A 21,899-nucleotide genomic window follows, 5' to 3' on the forward strand; every position below is an offset into this window, starting at 1 on the left:
GTTCTTGTCCGGCTGGCGGGGTTGGTGCTCCGCCGAAGGCGCGTGGGTTATAGCATGAGATTCTGACCTGTCCAGCGTCCTGCGGGGAGAATTGGCGAGAGTTTTTTCACGCCGCCCGAAGCGGCGGGCGGCCGTCGGGTAAGGTGTGGCGTGGCATCATGCGCGCCAGGCGAGAAGCGCCCGCTCAGTGCGGCCGATCAGCCAGGCGATGGCAAGGCCAAGCGTTGATAAAAGTGCCACGCCGGCGATCAGCTGGTCGAGCGCGAAAAGCGCGCCGGCCATCAGGATATAGGCGCCGATGCCCGTTTCCGCGCCGATCATCTCCGCCGCCACCAGAAGCACGATGGCGATGGAGGCGGAGATGCGGAAGCCGGAGAGGATCGCCGGCATGGCGCCGGGGATGATGATCTTCCTGACGATGGACAGCCACGAAAGCCCGAAGGACTGGCCCATGCGGATCAGGTTCCGGTCGACATTGTCGACGCCGCCATAGGTGGCGATCACCGTGGGGAAGAAGGTGCCGAACAGGATCGTCGCCACCTTCGAGCCCTCGCCGATGCCGAACCAGATGATGAAGAGCGGCAGGAGTGCGATCTTCGGGATGGGGAAGAGGGCCGAGACCAGCGGCAGGAGCCCGGCGCGCGCCAGCGAGAACAGGCCGATCATCAGCCCCGCCGAGATGCCCAGCAGGCTGCCCAGCACCCAGCCGAGGCTGAGCCGGTAGAGGCTGGCGCCCACATGCTTCCACAGCATGCCCGTAGCGACGAGATCGGCCAGCGCGCCAAGCGCTTCCGATGGGGCGGGCAGGGCAACGGGGCTGATAACGCCCGTGCGCGAACCGACCTCCCAAAGGGCGATGATGGCAAGAAAGACGATAGGCGCCACCGGCCCCAGCCGCCGGTGCGTGAAGCCGCCGCCGCGGAAGGGCACAGGGCGCGCGTCCTCGCGCGCCGCCGCGTCCTCTTCGGCGCGCTCTCGGCCCTCGGCCGCCGCCTCATGCGACATCTGAAATCTCCCTGTCGGCCTCGCGCGCTTCCTCGCGCATGATCTTCCACACCTGCCGCTGCAGCTTTTCCAGTTCGACCAGCCGCTCCGGCCGCTCAGTCAGCGGCATGTCTATCTCCACCACCTCGCGGATGCGCCCCGGCCGCCGCGACAAGACGACGATGCGCCGGCCAAGCCGCACCGCCTCGGCCAGGTTGTGCGTGACATAGCAGGCGGAGAAGCGCTCGCGCTGCCACAGGGCCACAAGGTCGTCCATGAGCAGTTCCCGCGTCTGGCTGTCGAGCGCCGACAGCGGCTCGTCCATCAGCATGATCGCCGGCTTGACGGCGAGTGCCCGGGCGATCGCCACGCGCTGTTTCATGCCGCCGGAGAGCTGGCGCGGCAGGGCACGCGAAAAGTCGGAAAGGTTGGTGCGCGAAAGCACGTCTTCGATGATGGCGCGCCGCTTCTTGGCTTCGATGCCATGGTCCTCCAGCACCAGGCTGACATTGCCCGCCACCGTGCGCCACGGCAGAAGCGCGAAGTCCTGGAAGATGTAGGTGAGCGGGTTCAGGGAGCCGTCCGGCGCCTTTCCCGCCACCAGCACCTCGCCTTCGTCCGGTCGCTCCAGCCCACCGGCGATGCGAAGCAGCGTGGACTTGCCGCAGCCCGAAGGCCCCACGATGCAGACGATCTCGCCGTCACCGACGGCAAACGAGATGTCCTCCAGCACGTTCGTGCCGCCATAGCGGTGGCTGATGCCTCGAAGGATGAGCTGCATGGACCGTTCGCGCTTCCGTTCAGGCCAGCCGCCCCGCTCTGGGGCGGCTGGTGCCTCAATAGGTCTCCACGAAGCTCGCGTCGACCAGCTTCTCCATGCTCACGCCCTCCGGCACCAGGCCTTCCGACTTGAACCACTCGAGCTGGTCTTCGACGCTGGCAAGGTTCATCGCCGCATTGGGGCTCATGCGCATGGCACCGGCTTGGATACGCGGGGCCGCCTTGTCGAGGGGCTGGTCGGCATAGATGTATTCGTGGATCGCCGCGACGATCTCCGCCGTCTCGTCCTCGCCCATCGTCTTGTCGACCAGGGCCGCGTTGTAGTCGTCCATGCCCTTGGAAAGGCCGGCCAGGAAGCGCTTCACGAGGTCTGGCTTTTCCTGCGTGTTTGCCGTCGAGGTGAAGATGGTGGTCACCTGATAATCGTCGATATAGTCGGAGACCTTGCCGATCTCGACCACCTCGCCGCCCGCCGTCAGGCTGCCGGCGATGTTGGGCACGATGGACCAGGCGTCGATCTGCCCGCTCTTCAGCGCGGCGATCACCGCCGGCACCTTCTGCAGTGGCCTGAGGTGGATCTCGGAGCGCGCGAAGCCTTCTCCGTCAGCGATCTTGTGTGCCATGTAGTGGAAGGAGGAGCCGGTGGTGGTGATGCCGAAGCTGCGTCCCTTCAGGTCCGCCGGGCTTGTCACGCCGGCATCGTGCGCGGCCTTGGAGACGAGGATCTTCTGCCCCTCGATCTTCGGCGTCTCCTGCAGCGCCCCGCCGATCACCTTGATCACACCCTTGTCGGCCAGGCTGATGAGCCCGCCGGAAATCGCCGTCATGCCGAAATCGACGTCCCCCGAGGCGATCGCCACCGCCATCGGCTGGGCCGACTGGAAGCTGACGAACTCCACCTCGAGATCCTGATCGGCGAAATAGCCCTTGGCCTCGGCGATGATGCTCGGCGAATGCGAGGTGAGCGAGGGGATGATGCCGACATTGATCTTGTCGGCGGCCAGCGCGCCGGTGGCCACAAGGCCTGCCGCTCCGGCAAGCGCCGCCACCACGAACGACCTGCGTGTAACCGTGAACATAAGCTCCTCCCTTGGTCATGTCCTGATCTATGCTCGGCTCCTCGCACAGCGCTCCCGGGCGGGCAAGGGAAAAAGCCGGATTTTCGGCCCGCCGGACAGGTACCATCCGTCAGCATCGCGCCGCTAGGTTGACAAAGCGCCGTGCCGGCCCTCTATCTCCGGCCATCTCTCATGCCGGGAAACCACCGATGACCAATGTCGCCCTCACTGGCCTTGCCCGCGATCTCGCCCGCCGCGCCGAGGAGGGGCGGCCGGTGCGCATCGGCGTCATCGGCTGCGGCGAGATGGGCACCGACATCGTCACCCAGGTCGCCCTCATGCGCGGCATCGAGGTCGCCGCCATCGCCGACCGGCGCTACGTGAATGCAGAGGCTGCTATTCGCACCGCCGGCCGGGCGCCGGAAAGTGCCATGCGCGCCGCCTCCGTCGGCGCCATGGCCGATGCCATCCGCGCGGGCCGCACGGCCATCGTCGGTGACGCCATGCATCTCATGGAGAGTGAACACGTCGACGTTATCGTCGATGCCACGGGCAGGCCCACCGCCGGCGCCGAATATGGCCTTGCCGCCATTGAGGCGGGCAAGCATCTCGTCATGATGAATGTCGAGGCCGACGTCACCATCGGCGCCTATCTGCGGTGCCTGGCCGACAGGCGAGGCGTCGTCTATTCGCTGGGCGCCGGCGACGAGCCGTCCTCCTGCATGGAGCTGATCGAGTTCGTCACCGCCATGGGGCACGACGTGGTGGCCGCCGGCAAGGGCAAGAACAACCCGCTCAACCACGACGCCACGCCGGACGATTATCGCCAGGAGGCCGAGCGCCGCAACATGAACCCGCGCATGCTGGTCGAGTTCGTCGACGGCTCCAAGACCATGGTGGAGATGGCGGCCATCGCCAACGCCACCGGCCTCGTGCCGGACAAGCCCGGCATGCACGGCCCGGCGGCCTCGCTGGAAGAGCTGCCGCGCGTGCTGTGCCCCATAGAGGATGGCGGCGTGCTGTCGAAGAAGGGGTGCGTGGATTTCACCATCGGCAAGGGCGTGGCGCCCGGCGTTTTCGTGATCGCCGACATGGCCCACCCGCGCCTGCACGAGCGCATGGCCGACCTGAAGCTGGGCGAGGGGCCTTACTTCACCTTCTACCGCCCCCATCACCTGACGAGCCTGGAAGTGCCGCTCACCTGTGCCCGTGCCGTCCTCTACGGCAAACCCGACATGGTGCCGCTCGACAGGCCCGTGGCCGAGGTCTGCGCGGTCGCCAAACGCGACCTCGCCCCCGGCGAAAAGCTCGATGCCATCGGCGAATACACCTACCGCTCATGGATCATGACAGCCGAGGACGCCCGCGCCGCGGGCGCCGTCCCCTGCGGCCTTCTCGAAGGCGGCACGGTAACCGCGCCGGTGAAGAGGGGCGCGCTCATCACCCACGACAACGCCGCCCCGATCCCCGGCACGAAGCTGATGGAACTGCGCCGGCTGCAGGACGAGATGGTGCTAGCGGGCGCGGCCCAGCTCTAAATCGGGGTGACCCGGTCTAATCTTATCCGGCTTCACTTCCCCAACTCGACAGACCGCCGCTTCGCCGCCTCCACCGCCGCGCTCACCAGCTCCACCAGCCGCTCCTCGCCCATCAGCACGCCGAGCGCGGCCGCCGTGGTGCCGCCCGGGCTCGTCACCTGCTCGCGCAGCGTTCCCGGCTCCTCGCCGCTTTCCTTGGCAAGGCACGCCGCGCCGTAGACGGTCTGCATGGCAAGCAGTCTGGCGGTATCGGCCGGCAGCCCCGCCTTTTCGCCTGCCGCCGCTAGGCACTCGATGAAGTGGAACACATAGGCCGGCCCCGAGCCCGAGACCGCCGTCACCGCGTCCATCAGCGCCTCGTCCGCGACCGTCGCGACGGCGCCGCTGGCCGCCAGCAGCTCCTCCACGAACGCCTTCGCCTCCGGCCGCACGTTGCGGTTGGCAAACACTACCATCATGCCCTTGCCGATGGCCGCCGGCGTGTTGGGCATGCAGCGCATGACGGCCGCCTCCCGGCCGAGAAGGTTCTCGAATGTCGCCACCCCCGTCCCCGCGGCAACGCTCAGATACGTCGCGCCCTCAAGGTCCCGATACGCCGGCACCACGTCGCGGATCACCTGCGGCTTCACCGCGAAGACGACGAGATCGGCCGCAACATCCAGCTCCCGCGCATCCGCCGCCACCGTCACGCCGTGCGTGGCCGCCCGTGCGCGTAGCCCCTCGTTCGGCTCCACCACCGTGACATCGCCCGCCGCCAGCTTGCCCGCCGCCAGCCAGCCCTTCAGCATGGCGTAGCCCATGTTGCCGCAGCCAACGAGAACAACCTTCCTGCCCATCAACGCCTCCTTCGGTTAAAGGAAGCAATGGCGCTTTCGGCCTGCCGATGCAACCGGCTCGGCGGTCGATGATTCGCGATTGCGTCAAAAGGCGGCGCATGTGCGGGATTGCACGCGCCGCCATTGCCGCATATGCGAGGTATCGGCAAAACCGGACACGGGAGGGTGCCTCATGGCAGAGTTGATCGACGGCAGGGCGGTGGCTGCCGAGGTGGTGGAGAAGGTGACCGCGCAGGCGGCTGGGCTGGTCGCAGCCGGCACGACGCCCGGCCTTGCCGTCGTCCTCGTCGGCGAGGATCCCGCAAGCCAGGTCTACGTGGCCTCCAAGTCGAAGAAGGCCAAGGAGTGCGGCTTCCATTCCGTCCAGCACACGCTCCCCGCCGAGACCTCGCAGGACGAGCTTCTGGCGCTGATCGCCTCGCTCAACGCCGATCCGGCTATCCACGGCATCCTTGTGCAGCTGCCGCTGCCGGGCCATCTCGACGAGCGTACCACCATCGCGGCTATCGACCCGGCCAAGGATGTCGACGGGCTGCATGACGTCAGCATCGGCCGACTGACCTCGGGTCAGCTCGGGCGTACTTTCGTGCCGTGCACGCCCAAGGGCTGCATGGTTTTGATCGGCCGTGTCCATCCGGAGGGCATTGCCGGTCTTAATGCGCTGGTCGTGGGGCGCTCCAATCTCGTCGGCCGCCCCGTGGCCGCGCTTCTGCAGCATGCCAACGCGACCGTGACGGTCGCTCACTCGCGGACCCGTGACCTTCCCGGGCTGTGCCGGCACGCCGACATTCTCGTCGCCGCCATCGGCAGGCCCGAATTCATCAAGGGCGACTGGGTCAAGCCCGGCGCCACCGTCATCGACGTCGGCATCAACCGCATCCCCGCCCCGGAAAAGGGCGAGGGCAAGACGCGGCTCGTCGGCGACGTCGCCTTCGAGGAGGCAAGGGCGGTGGCCGGCGCCATCACGCCGGTTCCCGGCGGCGTCGGCCCCATGACCATCGCCATGCTGATGGCCAACACGCTCACCTCCGCCTGCCGCGCCGCCGGGCGCGAGCCACCCGTCTTCTGACCGCCCACCCCACATGGCTTTCCGCGCTCCGCCATATCCTGTAGAAAGCCCCTCCATGACCGAGGGCACGGCGGAGGGCCGGCAGTTCGCGTTCCTGCTGGTCGACAGGTTCTCCATGTTTTCGCTCGCCGCGGCGATCGATACCTTCCGCTCGGCCAACCGTCTGCTCGACCGTGATTTCTACCGGTGGATCACGGTGTCGGCCGACGGCGAGGCCGTCATGGCCTCCAACGGCCTACCCATCAAGGTCGACTATGCGGTCGCCGACCTGCCGGCAGCCGACATCCTCTTCGTCTGCGTCGGCCTCGCCACCGAGTTTCCCGGCAAGAGCAAGGTGCTTGCCGCGCTCCGTTCCTGGGGCCGCCAGGGCCGCGCCCTCGGCGCCATCGCCGCCGGCTCGCTGCTTCTGGCCGAGGCCGGCCAGCTCGACGGCCACCGCTGCACCATCCACTGGGAAAACCGCGCCGGCTTCAAGGAGCGCTTCCCCGAGATCGAGTGCACCGGCAACGTCTACGAGATCGACCGCAAGCGCTACACCTGCGCCGGCGTCACCACCTCCATCGACCTGATGCTGGAGATCGTCCGCGCCGACTTCGGCAACGGCCTCGTCAACGAGGTCGCCAACCAGTTCCAGCACGAGCGCGTCCGTTCCCCCATCGACCGCCAGCGCATCGGCCCGGAGCGCGACCTTGCCGGCAAGTCCGAGAAGCTGCAGAGGATCGTCGCCCTGATGGCCGAGAACCTCGACGAGCCCTTTTCGGCGGTTGAGCTCGCCAAGTCCGCCGGCCTCTCCGTCCGCCAGGTCGAGCGCCTCTTCCTGCGTCACCTCGGCATGACCCCCGGCCGCTACTACATGCGCCTGCGCCTCGAGCGCGCCCGCGAGCTCCTGCGCCAGACCAACATGTCCATCCTCGACGTCGCCATCGCCACCGGCTTCACCTCCCACTCCTATTTCGCCCAAAGCTACCGCCTGCAATTCGGCAGGCCCCCGAGCGACGAGAGAAGGACGACGTATTGAGGAGACGGGAAGGGTGATTGCGGAAGTCACGGTGGAAATGGGCCGTGATTTCCGTAAACTCGTTCATGTCATGGCTCCTGGAGTTTCATTGCGGATTGCCAGCTTCATTGAAGCCCTTCCACTAAAGCAGGGGCTTCGCGTGCTGGAGATCGGATGCGGTCCCGGTGTGGTTGCCCGTGAGGTGGCCCGATGCATCGGGGACGGGTTCATTCTGGCAATCGATCGTTCGGAAAAGGCGATCAGGCTGGCGCGGGCAGGCTCGGTGACCGAGATGGCGTCGGGTCGTCTCGACTTTAGACACACCGCAATCGAAGACTTCGAGTTGAGCGCAGGCGATGATCTCTTTGATATGGCATTTGCCATGCGGGTCGGGGCGCTCGATGGGCGGCATCCGGAAGCGGGCCGGCTGGCGCTGATGCGCATAAAGTCCGTCCTGAAGCCGGCCGGCCGGCTCTTCATCGACGGCGGCAATCCTTTGAGGGAGATCGATCTCTGAGAGATGCCGGGCTGAAAAGGGCTGCCTGGGATCGCGGGCCAAACGGGAAGCCGCATGTGCAACCGCCGGGGTTGCAGAAGAAGCGCCGGAGTAAGCAGCCAGCACAATCTCCCCATTTGCGGGGGAGATGTCCGGCCCTTCGACAAGCTCACGACAGAGGGGCGCGCGAAGAGGCGCCGACATTTCGAGAAGTCCACCAACCACCCGCGCCATCCCGCGCGGGGATAAAATGTGGCGACAAAGATGCTTTCTTTCCCGCCAACCCATTGTTTTCACTCACTTCCGAATAATTTCTCCAACTTTTTCGCGGGATTTTATCCCCCCTCTTCAGCTCACCCTTACAATCCTCCCCATCGCCCTCACGGGAACCTTGGTCCGGACCGGGGACACGGGGAGGGCGGCGGCAGCCTCCCCCTCCAGGAACGGTACCTGGAGGCATGTGAGGGCCCGCGAACAGGCCGGAGCCCGGCGCCACAGGCGCAGGGCGCGGAAAAGCCGCGGGGTTCGGGCAAAAGGCGCTTCACTACGTGTGTCCGTCCTGAGCCAAATACGAACCCTTAGACCGGTCGAATGTCGGGACAGCGGCCGGCGGGGCGCGTTTTTCGCGCCATAGAGTGGCACGGACAACGCGCCCCGCTTCCCACGTTCTTTGACATAGCCCGGCGGGCAAACCCCGCGCGGCAACGGATAGCTGTGGGCTCACTTCACCATGCGGCCGGCGGCAAGAAAGTCCTCAAAAAACCGCCGCCCCCTGGTCGGCCCGCGAGGCAAGCGCACGAAAGCCGGCGAAGAGCTCGCGACCCATGCCGTAATGGCGGTGGGCAAGGTCCACCGGCTCGGGCTCGCGCTGGCCAAGTTCCTTCGCCTCCACCAGGATCTCCAGCGTGCCCGCCTCCGCGTCGAGCCGCACCACGTCGCCGTCGCGCACCTTGCCGATCGCCCCTCCGTCCAGCGCCTCGGGCGTCACGTGGATGGCCGCCGGCACCTTGCCGGAGGCGCCAGACATGCGCCCGTCGGTCACCAGCGCCACCCGGTAACCCCGGTCCTGCAGCACGCCGAGCAGCGGCGTGAGCTTGTGCAGCTCCGGCATCCCGTTGGCCTTCGGCCCCTGGTAGCGGATGACGGCGATGAAATCGCGGTCGAGCTCGCCCGCCTTGAACGCCGCCTGCAGGTCCTCCTGGGCGGTGAAGACGATCGCCGGTGCCTCCACCACCCGGTGCTCGGGCCTGACGGCGGACGTCTTGATGATGGCCTGGCCGAGATTGCCTTTCAGGACGCGGATGCCGCCCGTCGGCTGGAAGGCCTTGGCGACCGGCGCCAGCACCTTTTCGTTGCCGCTCACGGCCGGTGCCGGCTCGCGCGCCACCGTGCCGTCCTTGCCAAGCTTCGCCTCGATAGCATAGGGCCTCAGCCCCGGCCCCCAGATCGTCTGGACGTCCTCGTGCAGGAGCCCCGCGTCCAGCAGCTCGCGCACCAGGAAGCCCATGCCGCCGGCAGCGTGGAAATGGTTCACGTCGGCAAGCCCGTTCGGATAGACGCGGGCCAGCAGCGGCACATTGGCCGAGACCTCGGCGATATCGGCCCAGGTGAGCTTGATGCCGGCCGCCGCCGCGATGGCGATGAGGTGGATCGTGTGGTTGGTCGAGCCGCCCGTCGCGTTGAGGCCGACGACGCCGTTGACGATGGAGCGCTCGTCGATCATGCGCCCGGCCGGCGTGAACTCGTTGCCGAGCGCGGTGATCGCCAGCGCCCGCTTCGCCGCTTCCCTCGTCAGCGCATCGCGCAAGGGCGTGTTCGGATTGACGAAGGAGGAGCCCGGCGTGTGCAGGCCCATGATCTCCATCAGCATCTGGTTGGAATTGGCCGTGCCGTAGAAAGTGCAGGTGCCCGGCCCGTGATAGGACTTGGCTTCCGCCTCCAAAAGCGCCTCGCGCCCCACCTTGCCCTCGGCGAAGAGCTGCCGCACCTTGGACTTCTCGTCGTTGGGCAGGCCCGAGGTCATCGGCCCGGCGGGGATGAAGACCGCCGGCAGGTGCCCGAAGCTGAGTGCCGCCACCACCAGCCCCGGCACGATCTTGTCGCAGATGCCGAGGAAAACGGCGGCGTCGAACATGTTGTGCGACAGGCCGACCGCCGCGGCGAGCGCGATCACGTCGCGCGAAAACAGCGAAAGCTCCATCCCCGGCTGGCCCTGCGTGACCCCGTCGCACATGGCCGGCACCCCGCCCGCCACCTGTGCAATGCCGCCCGCTTCGTGCGCCGCTTCCTTGATGAGCCGCGGATAGGGCTCGTAGGGCTGATGCGCCGACAGCATGTCGTTATAGGCGGTGATGATGCCGAGATTGGGCACCACGTCGCCGGAAAGGGCGGCCTTGTCGTGCGGTCCGCAGGCGGCGAAGCCGTGCGCAAGGTTGCCGCAGGAAAGCACCGTGCGGTGCGGCCCATTCGCCGCCGCCTCGTCCACCCGCGCCAGATACGCCTCGCGGGTCTTTCGCGAGCGCTCGCGGATGCGCGCTGTGACGGCTTCGATCTCTCGTCTTGCGGTCATGGCTTGGCGTCCTTTTTGGGGGCCCAATAGATGTGCGCGGGCGAAACGGTGTTCTCCAGCACGGCGCGGATCGGCGGCGTCGCGCCGTCGCTCCGGGCAAGCGCCGCCTCCAGCACCTGCCTCTTGTCCACACCCTCGATATGTAGCGCCACCAGCCGCGCATTGCAGATCAGCGGCATGGAAAGCGTCAGCCGCGGCTCCACCGCGCTCGGCGCGCGCACGGGCAGCACATGGCGGCCGCCCGCGGCGTCGAGCAGTTCGCCGAGGTTTTCCGCATCCGGAAAGAAGGAGGCGGTATGCCCGTCCGTTCCCATGCCGAGCACGGCAACGTCGAGCGGCAGCGGCAGGCCCCCCACCACCCGGTCGGCCGCCTCGGCCGCCGCCTCCACGCTGTCGCGGTCGTGGTAAAGGCCGATGAAGCCCGCCCGCGCCGCATCGTTCTGCAACAGGTTCTGGGTGACCAGCCGCGCGTTGGAGCGCCCGGAGGCCGCCGGCACGAAGCGCTCGTCCGCCAGCGTCACGGTCACCCTGGCCCAGTTCACCTTCCTGCGCGACAGGGCCTTGAAGAAAGGCGGCGGCGTGCTGCCGCCGGAAACGGCGATCACCGCCGTGCCGCGCGCGGCAATCGCCTCCTCGAGGCGTTTCGCCACGGCATCGGCCAGCGCATCGGCCAGCTTCTGCCCGGAGGCGAACTCCTGCCATTCAGCATTCATGGCTCACACGCTCTCGTGCCAGGTCCGGCCATCCCGCTCGATCAGCGCAATCGCTGCCGACGGCCCCCAGGTGCCGGCGGTGTAGCCCTGGACATTCTGGCTGCGCTCCTCCCAGGCCGCCACGATGGGGTCGATCCAGCGCCACGCCGCCTCCACTTCGTCGCGCCGCATGAACAGCGTCTGGTTGCCGCGGATCACGTCCATGATCAGCCGCTCATAGGCATCCGGATTGCGCACGTCGAAGGCTTGCGCAAAGCTCATGTCGAGCGGCACATGCCGAAGTCGCATGCCGCCGGGGCCCGGATCCTTGATCATGAGCCACTGTTTCACGCCCTCGTCCGGCTGCAGGCGGATGACGAGCTGATTGGCGAAGACACGGCCCGCCTGCTCGCCGAAGATCGAGTGCGGGATCGGCTTGAACTCGATGACGATCTCGGAGACCCGAGCCGCCAGCCGCTTGCCCGTGCGCAGATAGAAGGGCACCCCGGCCCAGCGCCAGTTCTCGATCTCGGCTTTTACTGCGACGAATGTCTCCGTATCGCTCGCCCCGCTCGCCAATTCGTCCGTATACCCCTTCACCGCTCCCCCTTCGGAGGCGCCGGAGCGGTACTGCCCGCGCACGGTCAGCTTTTCCGCGTTGAGCGGATCGATGGGCTTGAGCGCCCTCAAGACCTTCAGCTTCTCGTCGCGCACGGCGTCCGCATCCAGGGAGGCAGGCGCTTCCATCGCCATCAGGCACAGGAGCTGCAGGATGTGGTTCTGCACCATGTCGCGCAGGGCGCCGGCCTTGTCGTAGTAGTCCGCACGGCCCTCCAGCCCTACCGATTCAGCCACGGTGATCTGCACATGGTCGACATGGGCGGAGTTCCACAACGGCTCGTAAAGCGCGTTGGCGAAGCGCAGCGCCATCAGGTTCTGCACCGTCTCCTTGCCGAGATAATGGTCAATGCGGAACACCCGCGTCTCGTCGAAGACGCGGCCGATCGTCTCGTTCACCTCCCTGGCCGTCTCAAGGCTGCGGCCGATCGGCTTTTCCACGATGATGCGCGAGGCCGGCGTGGCCAGGCCATGCCGGTCGATCTTGTCGACGATGCTACCGAAGATGCCGGGCGCTACGGCAAGATAGAAGGCGCGCACATGCGAACTGTCGCCGATCTTCTTCTTCAGGGTGTCGAAGCCCTTGCCCGAGCTGCCATCGGCGGGAACATAGAACAGCCGCTCCAGGAAGCGGGCGAGATCGTCCTCTTCGATATCCTCCTTCGCCACATGCGTGCCGATCGCTTCCCTTGCGAAAGCGCGGAACTGGTCGTCGCTGAGCTCGGAGCGCGAGGAGCCGATGATCCTTGTCGGCTCGGAGAACTGGCCGGCACGCTCGCGCTGGTAGAGCGCCGGCAGGAGTTTGCGCTCCGACAGGTCGCCGGTGGCGCCGAAGACCACGAGATCGAAAGGCTCGACCGGTATCGTCTGGCTTGTCATTGTCGTTCCGCCTGCACTTGGTCGCTGTCGAGAAAGGCTCATAGTCTAATCGATTTAAGAATGCCAGCCCGCACTTGCATCCTTGCCCTGCGCCTTAACTTAGGGACATTGAGGCGCAGGCTTTCCAGGCGGACTTGCGTTGGGCAGGATAGGCCGGCATGGCCACAATACAAGCTGGAGAAACATGGATGGGCAGCCACACGACGAAAACCGCCGCGGAAGGACACGCCTTCATGCAGGTGATCGACGGCGGGTCCGCCGATGCGCTGTCGGGCCGGCGAATCGACGTCGTCTGCCCCTCCGATGGAAAAACCTTCGCTTCCATCCCCGCCTCGGGCGAAGCGGACGTGGATAAGGCCGTCAAGGCTGCCCGCCGCGCCTTCGACGAAGGGCCGTGGGGCCGCATGCCCGCTGTGGAGCGCGGGCGCTGCCTGGCGCGGCTCGGGCAATTGGTGGCCGCGAATGCCGACGAATTGGCCGCGCTCGAATCGCGCGACACGGGAAAGCCGCTCCGCCAGGGCAAGGCCGACGTTGCGGCCGCTGCGCGCTATTACGAGTTCTACGGCGCCGCCGCCGACAAGATCCACGGTGACACCATCCCCTTCCTCGAAGGCTACACCGCACTCACCCTGCGCGAGCCGCACGGCGTGGTTGCCGGCATCGTCCCGTGGAACTATCCGCTGCAGATCCTCGCCCGCGTCGTCGGTGCGGCGCTTGCCATGGGCAACACCCTGGTGGCCAAGCCCGCCGAGGATGCCTCGCTCACCGCCATCCGCATCGCCGAGCTGGCGCTGGAGGCGGGGGTGCCCCAAGGCGTCCTCAACGTCGTCACGGGCTATGGGCACGAGGCGGGCGCAGCGCTCTCCGCCCATGGCGAGGTCGACTACGTCACCTTCACCGGTTCGCCGGCCACCGGCACAGCCATCCAGAAGGCCGCGGCCTTGAACAACCGCGGCGTGACCATGGAACTCGGCGGCAAGTCGCCGCAGATCGTCTTCGCCGACGCGGACATCGAGGCGGCACTGCCCGTGCTCGTCAACGCCGTCATCCAGAACGGCGGCCAGACCTGCTCCGCCGGCAGCCGCATCCTGATAGAAAAACCCGTCTATGAAGAGGTCGCCGCCGCCCTTTCCGCGCGCTTCTCCGCTCTCCTTGCCGGTCCGCACGACGCCGACCTCGACCTCGGCGCGCTCATCAACCCGGCGCAGAAGGCGCGGGTGGAGGGCTTCGTACGCGCGGCGGAGGAGGGGGGCACACAGGTTTTGGCGCGCGGGCGCGTTCACGAGGGGGCGCCGCAAGAGGGCTTCTACTTTCCGCCCGTCCTCTTCGGAAGGGTGGACCCCGCCTCGGCCTTGGCGCAGGAGGAGGTGTTCGGACCCGTCCTCTCGCTCTTCCCCTTCGAAGACGAGGCAGACGCGGTGCGGCTTGCCAACGGCACCGAATACGGTCTGGTGGCCGGCTTATGGACGCGCGACGGCGCCCGCCAGCACCGGGTGGCAAAGCGGGTGCGGGCGGGACAGGTCTATGTCAACGGCTACGGCGCCGGCGGTGGCATCGAATTGCCCTTCGGCGGCTTCAAGAAATCCGGCCACGGCCGCGAGAAGGGCTTTGAAGCGCTGTACGATATGTCGGCGACCAAGACGATTGTGTTCAATCACGGATAACCGGATGTGGAAGCCACTTCGCGCCACCCGAACAGAAGGAAACTCCAAGTGCGACTGAAGAATAAGGTAGCTGTCATAACCGGTGCGGCCTCCGGCTTCGGCGAAGGCATGGCCAAGCGCTTCGCCGAGGAAGGCGCGAAGGTCATCGTCGCCGATCTGAATGGCAAGGGCGCAGAGCGCGTCGCCGGCGAGATTGGCGAGGCCGCCATGCCCGTCGCCGCCGACGTTTCGATCAAGACCGATATCGAGGCGATGGTCGGCGCGGCGATGGATGCCCACGGCCGCATCGACATCATGGTCAACAATGCCGGCTTCACGCACAAGAACGGCGACATGCTGAAGGTGGATGAGCAGTCCTTCGACCTCATCACCGCCGTCAATATGAAGGCGATCTACTATGCCGCGCTCGCCGTGGTGCCCATCATGGAAGGCCAGGGCGGCGGCTCGATCATCACCACGGCATCCACGGCCGGCCTGCGCCCCAGGCCGGGGCTCACCTGGTATAACGCCTCCAAGGGCTGGGCGATTGCCGCCACCAAGTCCATGGCGGTGGAGCTGGCGCCGAAGAACGTCCGCGTCAACTGCCTGTGTCCCGTGGCCGGCGAGACGGGCATGCTTTCCCAGTTCATGGGCGAGGACACGCCGGAAAAGCGCGCCCTGTTCCGAGCCAGCATCCCGCTCGGGCGCCTTTCGACACCGCTCGATATAGCCAATGCCGCGCTGTGGCTCGCCTCCGATGAGGCCGCCTTCATCACCGGTGTGGCGCTAGAGGTGGATGGCGGGCGCTGTATTTGATAGGCAGGTGTGGGGCTACACCATCCTGAGTCGCCACTTTCCATGACCTACGAACAGATTTTTCTCTTCAGCCTGCTCGGCCTCGTCTTCATTTTCCTGGTCTGGGGGCGCGTGCGCTACGACCTTGTGGCCTTCGCCGCGCTCGTCATCGCCGTTGCCGGCGGCGTGGTGCCGACGGAGCAGGCATTCGCGGGATTTGGCCACGAGGCGGTCATCATCATCGCGCTGGTGCTCATCGTCTCGCGCGCCATGGTGAATGCCGGCGCGGTGGAGCTCGTCGCCCGCTTCGTGCTGTCCGCCGGGCGCTCGCTGTCCACCCATATCGGCATCATGTCCGTCGTCGGTGCCGCCCTTTCGGCCGTCATCAACAATGTCGCCGCCCTCGTCATGCTGATGACGCTCGACATGGAAGCGGCGGAGAAGGCGAAGCGGCCGGTCTCGCAATCCCTCATGCCGCTGTCCTTCGCCACCATCCTCGGCGGCATGATCACCTTGATCGGCACGCCGCCCAACATTGTCGTCGCCCAGTTCCGCGAGCGCGCGCTGGGGGCGCCGTACTCCATGTTCGACTTCTCCCCCGTGGGCCTCGCCTGCGCCCTTGTCGGTATAGCCTTCGTCACCACCGTTGGCTGGCGCCTGATCCCGGATACGGGTCAGCGCGCTGCCCTGGGTGAGGGCGGCGACACCGGACTGTTCGTCGCCGAGGCCAGTGTGAAGGAGGATTCAAAAGCCATAGGACGATCGCCATCCGCCCTTTATCCCCTTGCCGATGAATGTGACGTGTCCATTCTCGGGCTGGTGCGCCGGGGCAAGCGGCTGCCGGGCTTCGCGGCAGGCGAGGAGATTCGCAAGAACGATCATCTGGTCCTCGAAGGCGATCCGAAATCCATCGAGTCCTTCATCGGCGCGGCGGGGCTCACACCGGCGGGCGTCGACAAGCATGGCGGCCTTACCGGCAAGTCGCTGACGCTGGTGGAGGCCATCGTGCCCGACAACGCGCGCATGGCGGGCCGCACGGCGCTCGACTTGAGACTGCTTTACCGTCGGGGGGTGACGCTGCTCGGCGTTTCCCGCCAGGGAAAGCGCTTCCGCGAGCGCGTGCGCAACCTCGCCATCAAACCCGGCGACGTGGTGCTTCTCCTGGGGCCGGAAAGCCGCGTCGCCGACGCTGCGGAATGGCTGGGCGTGCTGCCTCTGGCGGAGAAGCGCCACACCGTTATCCAGCGGAGCAAGGCGTTGTTCACCGTCGCCGTCTTCGCCGTAGCCGTGGCCGCGGCGGTCATGGGGTTTGTCCCGCTCGCTGTGGCGCTGGCCGGTGCGGTGGCCGTCTACGCGCTGTTCAGCGTCGTCGGCGCACGCGAGGTCTACGAAGCGGTCGAGTGGCCGGTGATTGTCCTCCTCGGCTCGCTCATCCCCCTCGGCCTGGCATTGGAAGAGTCCGGTGGCACCCGCCTCATCGCCGAGGCGATCGTCGCGCAGACAGGCGGGTTGCCCGCCTGGGCAATCCTGGCTGTCCTCATGATTGTCACCATGACGCTGTCCGATTTCCTCAACAACGTGGCGACCGCGTTGATTGCCGCCCCGATCGGTCTGTCCGTCGCGCAGGCGCTGCATGTCTCGCCAGACCCTTTCCTGATGGGGGTGGCGGTTGCCGCTTCCTGCGCCTTCCTCACTCCCATCGGCCACAAGAACAACACCATCATCATGGGGCCCGGCGGCTACCGCTTCGGCGACTATTGGCGCATGGGCCTGCCGCTGGAGATCATCATCATCGCCGTGGGGGTGCCGGCGATCCTGTTCTTCTGGCCGCTCTAAATTCGATCCCGCAGCGCGTACCAGTTGAGCGCCAGGAAGAGGAGCGCCGGGCGCAGGCGCCGGCCGCCGGGAAAGGGTGGGACGTTCAGCTCCTCGAAGAGCTTCAGCCGGTCGCGGTTTCCCGCAACCGTCTCGGTGTAGAGCTTGCCCATGAAATTGGCCAGCATCACGCCGTGGCCGGAATAGCCGCCGACCGAGATTACGCCTCGCATCACCTCGCGCACGAAGGGCCGGCGCGGCATGGTGATGCCCACATAACCGCCCCAGGCGTGGGTGATCTCGATATCGGCAAGGGACGGATAGACCTCGGCGATCTGGCGGCGGATTTGCGCGGGAATATCCTTCGGGTCGCCCCTGGAGTAGATCTCGCGGCCACCGAACAAAAGCCGCCCGTCCTTCGACTTGCGGAAGTAGCGCACCACGAAGCGCGAATCGTCGACGCTCTCGCCGCCGGGCAGCACCGGGCTGTCGGGCCCGAGCGGCACGGTGGCGCCAATGAAGGAGCCGATGGGCATGAGGTGCGCAGCCGTCGCCGGCTCGAGGTCGCCGCCATAGGCGTTGGTCGCCACCAGGCATTTTTCAGTGGTGATCGTTCCGCGCGGCGTGGCGACACGCACCTTTCCGGCCTCGGCTATTATGCTCCCCGCTTTCGTTCGCTCGAAAAGCTTCGCGCCCGCGGAGGCCGCCGCCCGCGCCGTCCCGACCAATAGCTTGAGGGGGTGGATGTGGCCGGTGCCGGTATCGCGCGTGCCGCCGAAATAGCGCGTTGAACCCAGCCGCGCTGCCGTCTCCTCACGGTCCATGAAGGTGATGTGCGGATAGCCGAAGCGCTCGCCCATGATCTCCGCATGCGCCCGATACCCGTTAAGATAGCGCTCCTTGTGCGCGACCGACATCTGGCCGGGCACGTAATCGATCTCGATGCCGTTCGCCGCTGTGAAGTCGAGAAGGTGCGCCTTGGCCTCCTCCGCCACATCGAAAAGCGCCTTGGCGCGGGTGAAGCCGAGATCGGCCTCCAGATCCTCCGCCCAGGCGCGCTGACCGGTGCCGAGCTGGCCGCCGTTGCGGCCCGAGGCGCCATCGCCGAACCGGTGCGCCTCGATGAGCGCGACGTTCACGCCCGCTTTGGCAAGGTGCACCGCGGCGGACAGTCCCGTGAAGCCGCCGCCGACGATAACGACATCGGCATCGATGTCGCCGTCGAGCGGCGCATAGTCCGGCCGTTCCCCCACCGTGGCCTCGTACCAGGAATAACCGGGAGAGACGGGAGACTGGTAGGCGCCAGGCTGAAGGTCGGAAGGCGGCGAGAGCTCAGACATTCAAAAGCAGATATTCCCGCTCCCACGGGCTGATGACCTTCATGAAGGTCTCGAACTCGGCCCGCTTGATCGCAGCGTAGGTGGTGGTGAAGGGTTCCCCCAGGATGTCGCGCAGCGCGGTGTCGCCTTCGAACAGCGCCACCGCTTCCAGGAGCCCGCGCGGCAGTTCGATCTCGTCCTGGTTCACCGCCGTGCCCGCCGGCGCGTCGGGCGCGGTCTTTTCCAGGATGCCGACGAGCCCGCAGGCAAGCGACGCGGCGAGCGCCAGATAGGGGTTGGCATCGGAGGAGGGAATGCGGTTTTCCACGCGCCGTGCCGCCGGGTCCGAGCGCGGCACGCGGAAGGCGGTGGTGCGGTTGTCGTAGCCCCAGCGCGTGTTGACCGGGACGGAACTTCCCTGCGTCAGCCGCCGATAGGAGTTCACGTAAGGCGCCAGCATGATGAGCGCGTTTGGAACGTGGTGCTGCAGGCCGCCGATGAAGTGGTGGAAGGTGTCGGTTTCTTCTCCCTTCTCATCGGAAAAGACGTTGCGGCCGCCCTTCGCCGTCACCACCGACTGGTGGATGTGCATGGCGGAACCCGGCTGGTCCTGGATCGGCTTGGCCATGAAGGTGGCGTAGGTATCGTGCTTGAGCGCGGCCTCGCGGATGGTGCGCTTGAAAAGGAACACCTGGTCCGCGAGTTCCACCGGGTCGCCGTGGCGCAGATTGATCTCGAGCTGCCCCGCGCCTTCCTCGTGGATCAGTGTATCGATCTCAAGGCCCTGCGTTTCGGAGAAATGGTAGATGTCGTCGATCAGCTCGTCGAACTCGTTGACGCCGGCGATTGAATAACCCTGGCCGCCGCCGATGGGCCGGCCGGAGCGGCCAACGGGCGGGGTGAGCGGGTAGTCCGGGTCCGGGTTCTTGTGCACCAGGTAGAATTCGATCTCGGGCGCCACGATCGGCTTCAGCCCGTGTTCGGCGTATTTCGCCATCACCCGCTTCAGCACGTTGCGCGGGCTGAACTCGACCACGCGCCCATCCTGGTGCACCAGGTCGCAGATCACCTGCGCCGTCGGGTCGCTCTCCCACGGCACGACCGACAGCGTGGCAAGGTCCGGCACGAGCTTCAGGTCGCCGTCGTCTTCCGGGTAGACGAAGCCGTTGCCGCTTTCCGGATACTCGCCGGAGATCGTCGCCATGAACACGGCCGACGGCAGCGCCAGCGAGGTATTGGAGGTGAATTTCTTCGACGGCATCATCTTGCCGCGCGCCACGCCCGCCTGGTCCGGCGTGATGCACTCGATATCCTCGATGCCGCGCCATTCCAGCCAGGCCGTCGCTTCCTTCCAGCCCTTCACCCCACGCAGATTTTTCAGGAACGCGGGTGTGCGAACCCGTCCGCTTCGCCCAACGCTGCGGCTTGCCTTCTTGTTGTCCAGCATAAATCACCAGGGAACGCTTCGGATGCGGGAGTATAGACGGCGGGGAAGGGAAGGGAAGGGGGCGGCGCCCTTCTCGCCTCGCGTTGCGGGAAGGCCCGGCTGCCCGCACCCCTCACACCGGCCGCTCCGCCAGCGCTAGCCTGACCCCGAAACCGACCAGGAGGGATCCGAAAAGCCAGCGTTGCAAACGCTGCAACAACGGCCGTTGGGCGAGAAAGGCGCCTATGCGATCGCCGGCGAGTGCGTATTGGACGTCGAAGGCGATGCCGGTCGCCACCAGCACCGTGCCGAGCAGGAGGAACTGAGCCGAAAGCGGCGCGCCATCGGGGCGCAGGAACTGCGGCAGGAGGACGGAGCAGAAGATCAGCGCCTTGGGGTTGAGGAGATTGGTGAGAAAGCCGCGAATGGCGGCCCGGCGCATGCCGTCCGTCGGGGCGGCCGCGGCTTCAGTTTCCCCCACCGGCACAAGCGAATGGGCGCGCAGGATGCCGTAGCCCAGCCAGGCGAGGTACGCCGCCCCGACGAGGCGCACGGCCTCGAAGACGAGCGGTGAAGTCTTCAAGAGCGCCGCAAGCCCCAGAGCGGCGAGCGCCACATGCATTGCCCTGGCTGCCGCAAGCCCAACGGTGGTGGCAAGCGCCTGGCGTCGTCCGCTAAGCGCCCCGGTCTGCAGGAGCAGGATCATGTCCGGCCCAGGCACCAGATAGGCAATCGCCAGCGCGCCGGCGAAGAGGGTGAGTTCCGGCATTGCGGCCTCCGTCGATCGTCTAGGGCCGATTCTAGCGACAGGCGGCGGCGCATGTCCTTGCGAACATGCTATCAATATGGGTATGTTATGGCATGATATGCCGATAGATACAAAAAAAGAGATTGAATATGCTAAAAATCAGTCTGGATGCGATAGATCGCAGGATTCTGGCTGCACTGCAGCGCAATGGGCGGCTTTCCAACGTGGAGCTCGCCGAGGAGGTGGGGTTGTCGCCGTCGCCCTGCCTGCGCCGCGTGCGCCTTCTGGAGGAGGCGGGCATGATCACCGGCTATCACGCCGCGCTCGACCGCGCGGGGGTGGGGCTCGGCCTGACCATCTTCGTCGGCGTCAAGGTGGAGCGCCATCACGAAGAAGAGGCCACGGCCTTCCGTGAGGCGGTGCAGGCATTGCCGGAGGTGATCTCCTGCCATCTCGTTTCCGGCGAGGCGGACTTCCTGCTTCAGGTCGTGGTGCCGGATCTGAGGGCTTATGAGCAGCTATTGCTCGGCACGCTCCTGAAATTGCCGGCTGTCAGCGACATTCGCTCCAATTTCGCCATCCAGACGGTCAAGGACCGCGCGCCACTGCCGCTCGACCATCTGGCGGCGGAGGCGCACTAAGTTCCGCGGATATCCTTGACGAGGCGCTCGACGACGGGCTGCAGCACATCCGGCGTGATGGGCTTGATGGCCACGGCATCGATGAGCCCTGCGGGCGGCGTGTCGCTCCGTTGGACGGAGCCGTCGATCAGGACGGTGCGGGGAAGGTTGCGCTCGGAGGCGCTCCGCTGCCTGTCCAGTTCGGACAGCAGCGCGTCGAACGCATCCCCTTGCATCGGGCCGTCGATGATGACCATCACGGGACGGCTGTCGTTTAGCGCCTTCACGGCGGCGCTTGAGGCCACGGCCTGAGGCTTCAGATAGATACGCTCGAGGGTGCGGGCGATGACGATACGGTTTATCGGCGAGTCGGAAACGATGAGAACCCGGTTCGAGCTCGGGCCGTGATCGTCGTTCGAAGGGCTGCGGCCAGGGCCTCCGGCGCTGCTTCGTCCGGCATTCCGATTGTTCATGATATATGACCATTAGGAGCCGGGTTCAATGCCCGGTTGAGTTACGCGGGCGGCATACTCGCCATTTTGCCGCCTTGTCAACACGTATAACTGTTCGGACATGTACACTTCACGATAGGTTTATCACTCCTCCAGACGACATGCGCCCCGCATGGCAGGCCATGCGGGGCAGGGGCAGGGATATCAGGCCGATGGACTAGACAAGTTCATCGTTCAGGGAATCGATGAACTTGTCTAAACTGTTGTTTTATCGCAATTTCGGATGGAAAACCGGCCTCCACTTTTCCTGAAATTGCTCTAGCCGCGCGCCAGGCGGTTGGTGACGATAACCGGCACAAGCAGGTCGCCCCAGTTGCCTTCACCGCCGTGGTGGCGCGCCGAGCGCACCAGTTCCACGGAGATGCCAGCCTCGACCGCCGTCATCACCGACTGGTTGAGGCGGTGCAGATCGTTGGCAATCATGCGCACGATCGCCTGTTGGTCGCCGTTCATGGCGCTGGCCTGTTCGTCTGCGCGCTCCTTGACGCGGGTGTTCGGTTTCATC

20 protein-coding genes are annotated in these 21,899 nt (G+C 66.3%); 8 read left to right on the forward strand and 12 right to left on the reverse strand.

Annotated elements, in window-relative coordinates:
* Positions 1 to 156: 156 nt before the first annotated feature.
* Genes GPJ75_RS18730 through GPJ75_RS18740 form a run of 3 tightly spaced genes read right to left on the reverse strand, consistent with a single transcriptional unit; the run spans position 157 to position 2,843 of the window.
* Positions 157 to 1,005, reverse strand: a complete 849-nt coding sequence (locus GPJ75_RS18730; RefSeq protein WP_163270083.1) for an ABC transporter permease — start codon at positions 1,003 to 1,005, stop codon at positions 157 to 159.
* Positions 995 to 1,765, reverse strand: a complete 771-nt coding sequence (locus tag GPJ75_RS18735) for an ABC transporter ATP-binding protein (RefSeq protein ID WP_163270085.1) — start codon at positions 1,763 to 1,765, stop codon at positions 995 to 997. The genes GPJ75_RS18730 and GPJ75_RS18735 overlap by 11 nt, the downstream gene beginning before the upstream one ends.
* A gap of 55 nt (positions 1,766 to 1,820) precedes the next feature.
* A complete protein-coding gene (locus GPJ75_RS18740) occupies positions 1,821 to 2,843 on the reverse strand; it encodes an ABC transporter substrate-binding protein (RefSeq protein WP_163270087.1) in 1,023 nt (340 codons plus the stop codon).
* A 188-nt stretch (positions 2,844 to 3,031) separates the two neighbouring features.
* On the opposite strand from GPJ75_RS18740, the gene GPJ75_RS18745 reads away from it, so the two are divergent.
* Complete coding sequence (locus tag GPJ75_RS18745) at positions 3,032 to 4,360, forward strand: NAD(P)H-dependent oxidoreductase (protein ID WP_163270089.1); 1,329 nt, start codon at positions 3,032 to 3,034, stop codon at positions 4,358 to 4,360.
* 32 nt (positions 4,361 to 4,392) lie between these two features.
* On the opposite strand, the gene proC is transcribed toward GPJ75_RS18745, so the two are convergent.
* Positions 4,393 to 5,196 (reverse strand): pyrroline-5-carboxylate reductase, encoded by an 804-nt coding sequence (gene proC / locus GPJ75_RS18750; RefSeq protein ID WP_163270091.1) that lies wholly within the window; start codon positions 5,194 to 5,196, stop codon positions 4,393 to 4,395.
* 172 nt (positions 5,197 to 5,368) lie between these two features.
* On the opposite strand from proC, the gene folD reads away from it, so the two are divergent.
* The 3 genes from folD (at position 5,369) to GPJ75_RS18765 (ending at position 7,779) form a co-directional block, all read left to right on the forward strand.
* Entirely contained in the window at positions 5,369 to 6,265 is an 897-nt protein-coding gene (folD, locus tag GPJ75_RS18755; RefSeq protein ID WP_163270093.1) for a bifunctional methylenetetrahydrofolate dehydrogenase/methenyltetrahydrofolate cyclohydrolase FolD, read from the forward strand.
* Positions 6,266 to 6,320: 55 nt separating this feature from the next.
* Positions 6,321 to 7,283, forward strand: a complete 963-nt coding sequence (locus GPJ75_RS18760; RefSeq protein WP_163270095.1) for a GlxA family transcriptional regulator — start codon at positions 6,321 to 6,323, stop codon at positions 7,281 to 7,283.
* 70 nt (positions 7,284 to 7,353) lie between these two features.
* The gene (locus GPJ75_RS18765) at positions 7,354 to 7,779 is read left to right on the forward strand and encodes a methyltransferase domain-containing protein (protein ID WP_163270188.1); all 426 of its coding nucleotides are present in this window, start codon (positions 7,354 to 7,356) and stop codon (positions 7,777 to 7,779) included.
* Positions 7,780 to 8,512: 733 nt separating this feature from the next.
* Here the strand turns inward: GPJ75_RS18765 and edd are convergent.
* Genes edd through zwf form a run of 3 tightly spaced genes read right to left on the reverse strand, consistent with a single transcriptional unit; the run spans position 8,513 to position 12,516 of the window.
* Positions 8,513 to 10,327, reverse strand: coding sequence for a phosphogluconate dehydratase (edd, locus tag GPJ75_RS18770; protein WP_163270097.1), 1,815 nt, complete (start codon positions 10,325 to 10,327; stop codon positions 8,513 to 8,515).
* Positions 10,324 to 11,040, reverse strand: a complete 717-nt coding sequence (gene pgl / locus GPJ75_RS18775; protein WP_163270099.1) for a 6-phosphogluconolactonase — start codon at positions 11,038 to 11,040, stop codon at positions 10,324 to 10,326. The genes edd and pgl overlap by 4 nt, the downstream gene beginning before the upstream one ends.
* Positions 11,041 to 11,043: 3 nt before the next feature.
* Positions 11,044 to 12,516, reverse strand: coding sequence for a glucose-6-phosphate dehydrogenase (gene zwf / locus GPJ75_RS18780; protein ID WP_163270101.1), 1,473 nt, complete (start codon positions 12,514 to 12,516; stop codon positions 11,044 to 11,046).
* A gap of 188 nt (positions 12,517 to 12,704) precedes the next feature.
* Between zwf and GPJ75_RS18785 the strand changes: the two genes are divergently transcribed.
* From GPJ75_RS18785 to GPJ75_RS18795, 3 genes are read left to right on the forward strand one after another with little or no spacing between them, the layout of a single operon-like run.
* Positions 12,705 to 14,180, forward strand: coding sequence for an aldehyde dehydrogenase family protein (locus GPJ75_RS18785; RefSeq protein WP_163270190.1), 1,476 nt, complete (start codon positions 12,705 to 12,707; stop codon positions 14,178 to 14,180).
* Positions 14,181 to 14,228: 48 nt separating this feature from the next.
* Entirely contained in the window at positions 14,229 to 14,975 is a 747-nt protein-coding gene (locus GPJ75_RS18790) for an SDR family oxidoreductase (RefSeq protein ID WP_163270103.1), read from the forward strand.
* A 42-nt stretch (positions 14,976 to 15,017) separates the two neighbouring features.
* A complete protein-coding gene (locus GPJ75_RS18795; protein ID WP_163270105.1) occupies positions 15,018 to 16,790 on the forward strand; it encodes an SLC13 family permease in 1,773 nt (590 codons plus the stop codon).
* Here the strand turns inward: GPJ75_RS18795 and GPJ75_RS18800 are convergent.
* The 3 genes from GPJ75_RS18800 to GPJ75_RS18810 form a co-directional block, all read right to left on the reverse strand.
* A complete protein-coding gene (locus tag GPJ75_RS18800; RefSeq protein WP_163270107.1) occupies positions 16,787 to 18,109 on the reverse strand; it encodes an NAD(P)/FAD-dependent oxidoreductase in 1,323 nt (440 codons plus the stop codon). The genes GPJ75_RS18795 and GPJ75_RS18800 overlap by 4 nt on opposite strands.
* Positions 18,102 to 19,535, reverse strand: a complete 1,434-nt coding sequence (locus GPJ75_RS18805) for a glutamine synthetase family protein (protein WP_163270109.1) — start codon at positions 19,533 to 19,535, stop codon at positions 18,102 to 18,104. Before GPJ75_RS18805 ends, GPJ75_RS18800 begins: the two co-directional genes overlap by 8 nt.
* A 112-nt stretch (positions 19,536 to 19,647) precedes the next feature.
* The gene (locus GPJ75_RS18810) at positions 19,648 to 20,283 is read right to left on the reverse strand and encodes a LysE family translocator (RefSeq protein WP_163270112.1); all 636 of its coding nucleotides are present in this window, start codon (positions 20,281 to 20,283) and stop codon (positions 19,648 to 19,650) included.
* Positions 20,284 to 20,411: 128 nt separating this feature from the next.
* On the opposite strand from GPJ75_RS18810, the gene GPJ75_RS18815 reads away from it, so the two are divergent.
* Positions 20,412 to 20,903, forward strand: a complete 492-nt coding sequence (locus GPJ75_RS18815) for an Lrp/AsnC family transcriptional regulator (protein ID WP_163270114.1) — start codon at positions 20,412 to 20,414, stop codon at positions 20,901 to 20,903.
* Here GPJ75_RS18815 and GPJ75_RS18820 read toward each other — a convergent pair.
* The gene (locus GPJ75_RS18820; RefSeq protein ID WP_163270116.1) at positions 20,900 to 21,355 is read right to left on the reverse strand and encodes a response regulator; all 456 of its coding nucleotides are present in this window, start codon (positions 21,353 to 21,355) and stop codon (positions 20,900 to 20,902) included. The two genes, GPJ75_RS18815 and GPJ75_RS18820, sit on opposite strands and share 4 nt — an antisense overlap.
* A 297-nt stretch (positions 21,356 to 21,652) precedes the next feature.
* The gene (locus GPJ75_RS18825; RefSeq protein ID WP_159592911.1) at positions 21,653 to 21,898 is read right to left on the reverse strand and encodes an SMc00767 family acetate metabolism repressor; all 246 of its coding nucleotides are present in this window, start codon (positions 21,896 to 21,898) and stop codon (positions 21,653 to 21,655) included.
* Position 21,899: the final 1 nt, after the last annotated feature.

The sequence above is a fragment of the Chelativorans alearensis genome, assembly GCF_010993735.1.
GTDB classification, from domain to species: domain Bacteria; phylum Pseudomonadota; class Alphaproteobacteria; order Rhizobiales; family Rhizobiaceae; genus Chelativorans; species Chelativorans alearense.